This window comes from Polaromonas sp. P3_C2 (assembly GCF_056402675.1).
Genome location: NZ_JBFUGX010000552.1, coordinates 1 through 2,863, shown reverse-complemented (window position 1 = coordinate 2,863; position 2,863 = coordinate 1). Strand labels below are relative to the sequence as shown.

Annotated in this window: 2 protein-coding genes and 1 pseudogene; 2 read left to right on the top strand and 1 reads right to left on the bottom strand. The window is 64.2% G+C overall.

Features of this window, described 5'->3' with window-relative positions; translation table 11 throughout:
- A pseudogene (locus AC1DWI_RS18820) lies at window positions 1-560 on the top strand (hypothetical protein); the annotation flags it as partial.
- A gap of 109 nt (window positions 561-669) precedes the next feature.
- Here the strand turns inward: AC1DWI_RS18820 and AC1DWI_RS18815 are convergent.
- Window positions 670-1,548 carry a LysR family transcriptional regulator gene (locus AC1DWI_RS18815; RefSeq protein WP_477670540.1) on the bottom strand — a complete coding sequence of 293 codons (879 nt, stop codon included), beginning with the start codon at window positions 1,546-1,548 and terminating at the stop codon, window positions 670-672.
- A 99-nt stretch (window positions 1,549-1,647) separates the two neighbouring features.
- Here AC1DWI_RS18815 and AC1DWI_RS18810 point away from each other — a divergent pair, with 99 nt between their 5' ends.
- The gene (locus tag AC1DWI_RS18810) at window positions 1,648-2,664 is read left to right on the top strand and encodes a zinc-dependent alcohol dehydrogenase family protein (protein WP_477670539.1); all 1,017 of its coding nucleotides are present in this window, start codon (window positions 1,648-1,650) and stop codon (window positions 2,662-2,664) included.
- Window positions 2,665-2,863: the final 199 nt, after the last annotated feature.

The following is a 2,863-nucleotide window of genomic DNA, read 5'->3' as shown; positions in this document are numbered from 1 at the left end:
CGTCTGCGGTGTTTGCCACTTCCGGCAACGACGCGCTGCCCACCACGATGCGCCCACTGTTCAAGTCAGACCAGAGCAACTGGTCTGACAGCTACAAGCTGCCGCCCCTGCCGGCGGCGCAGGTGCGCCACTTTTATATAGGCGACGTGGAAGTGGACGCCAACCGCCAGCCCAAACGGCTGCGCGTGGTGCAGTACCGGCGCGGCGACGCGAACACGCTGGCCGTGGGCTACGACCAGTCGTTTGGCAACCCGCCGCTGAACCTGTCTGCCACGCTGAAGGGCGAGGTGCTGCACGTAGACGGCAGCCGCTTCGGCAAACGCGACGAGCTGCCGGGCGAAATCCTCGAAGGTATACGCGCTGCCTGCATAAGGCCGGCGCTGGTGCCCGGCGCCAAACGCCCGGCCGAAGAGGGCAGCGAAGAAGAGGCTCAGGACAAAGCCGCCGCAGCCTTGGGCAAGGTGGTGGTGCGCAATGCGCCGCTGGTGCCGGTAAAGACTTTCTATCTGCCGCTGACGGCGATGCAGGGCGCGCCGTACTTTCCCGGCACGGAAAAGTAAATCCAAGTCACATTGGCTGCACGGGATAGCCGCACGTTGCTACCAAATTAATAGCTGCTTGCGCACATTCCTATTGGGTTGCAGTCACTTTTTACGCCTGAAACAGGCTCTACTTGAAGCGCTCCACCACAAAATCCACAAAGCTGCGCAGCTTGGGTGAGCGGTAGCGGTCGGGCAGGTAGAGGATGCTCATGGGCCGGGTGGCGAGCTCATGGTGGGGGAAAAGCTGCACCAGGCGGCCGGCCCGGACATCGTCCTCGAGCAGAATCGCCGGCTGCAGCACGATGCCCATGCCGTGCAAGGCCGCCACCCGCAGCGCCTGCCCCTGGTTGACCTGCAGGCGCCCCGAGACGGGAACGCGGCAGATGTGCTCTTGATCCTCCAGGCGCCAGTGCGCGGCGGCGGTGGGAGAAAAAGCCAGGCACTCATGCTGGCTCAGCTCATCGGGCCGGGCTGGTGTGCCCCGGCGCGCCAGGTAGGCGGGAGACGCGCAGATCATCAGCCGGTAGGGCGCCAGCGGCCTGGCGATGAGCGCTGAGTCCGGCACGGGGCCGACGCGGATGGCCGCCTCGAATCCTTCTTCGAGCAAATCCGTCACGCGGTCGCTCAAGACAACATCGATGCTGACCTGCGGGTAGCGATCCAGGTAGTCCGAGAGGGCGGGCATCAAGGCCTCGGTGCCAAAGGAGACGGGCGCGGTGACGCGCAACTTGCCGGCCGGCGCCAGCTGCAGGTTCTGCGCCTGCGCATCGGTTTCGGCCACCAGCCGCAGGATTTCCTTGCAGCGCACGTAGTAGTCCTCACCAAAAGCGGTGAGGTTCTGGCGCCGGGTGGTGCGGTTGAGCAGTTGCATGCCCAGGCGCTTTTCGAGCGTGCGCAGGTGGTTGCCGGCCATCGTGGCGGAAATATCGCAAGCCGTGGCGGCCGCGCTGAGGCTGCCTTTTTCGACGGCCAGAACATACACCTTCATGCTGTCGAGCAAATCCATTTAACACTCTCGCTTTTAAATCAATCAACCAGATCGGTGTTTATCTCTGATTGATTCTAAATAACACTGATGCTTTCCTTCATTTCAGACACAAAGACCATGAAAGCCATCCAGCTCACCGCCCCCTCCCTGACCGCGTTTCGCCCCGCTGAGCTGCCCGACCCGAACGCCGGCCCGGGCGAGGTACTGGTGCGCCTGCGCGCCGCTTCGCTGAATTTTCTGGACGTGGCCATTGCCACGGGCAACTTCCCGGGCCCGGCCTTTCCCACGGTTCCGGTGGCGGACGGCGCGGGCGAAGTGGCCGCGCTGGGTGAAGGTGTTGAGGCCATGTCCCTTGGGCTGGCGGTGGGGGGCAGGGTGATTCCGCACTTCATGCCGAACTGGCAGGGCGGGGCCATCACGCCGCGCAACGTGGCGGCGATGCGCGGCGTGACGCTGCCGGGCTCATTGGCCGACTACGTGGTGGTACCGGCCACCAGCCTGGTCGCGCTGCCGGCGCACCTGGATTTTGTGCAGGGCGCGGCGCTGCCGATTGCGGGCACGACGGCCTGGAATGCCGTGCGCTCGGCCACGCTGCGCCCCGGCTCGGTGGTGGTGTTGCTGGGAACGGGCGGCGTCAGCATCTTTGCTCTGCAGTTCGCCAAGGCGTCCGGCGCGACGGTGATCATCGCGTCGTCGTCGGACGAAAAACTGGAACGCGCACGCCAGCTGGGCGCGGACCACCTTGTCAATTACCGCGCTACGCCGGCTTGGGACGAGCAGGTGCTGAAGCTCACCGAAGGGCGCGGCGCAGACCTGGTGGTGGAGACGGTGGGCGGGGCCAGCATCACGCGCTCCATCAACGCAGCGGCCATGGGCGGCACGATCTTCACGGTCGGCTTTGTCGGCGGCACGGCGGCCTCGATTGACCTGCTGCCCATCATCGTGAAAGCCTTGCGCATCGTTGGCAACAACACCGGCTCGGTAGCCGACCTGGCCGAAGCAACACGCGCCATTGCCGCGCATCGCATCGTGCCCGTCATCGACCGCGTGTTTGAGATCGCCGACACCGCCGCCGCGTATGCCGAACTCAGTGCCGGCGGGCGGCACTTCGGCAAGATCGCGATTGCGCATTGAAGTGCGTCCCGGGAAAGATTTGCTATGAATTTAATAACTTCTGGCGCAGACTCCTATTGGTCTGCAGGCATTTTTAATGCGCAAAAGAAGCTCCAAACAATCTGCCAAAGCTAAAAATCAAACTGCGGCGCGCTGTTGCTGAGCACTTCGGTAACGGGTGCAACCGGCCACGTGGCGGCCAGCTCGGCAGCGAGTGTGC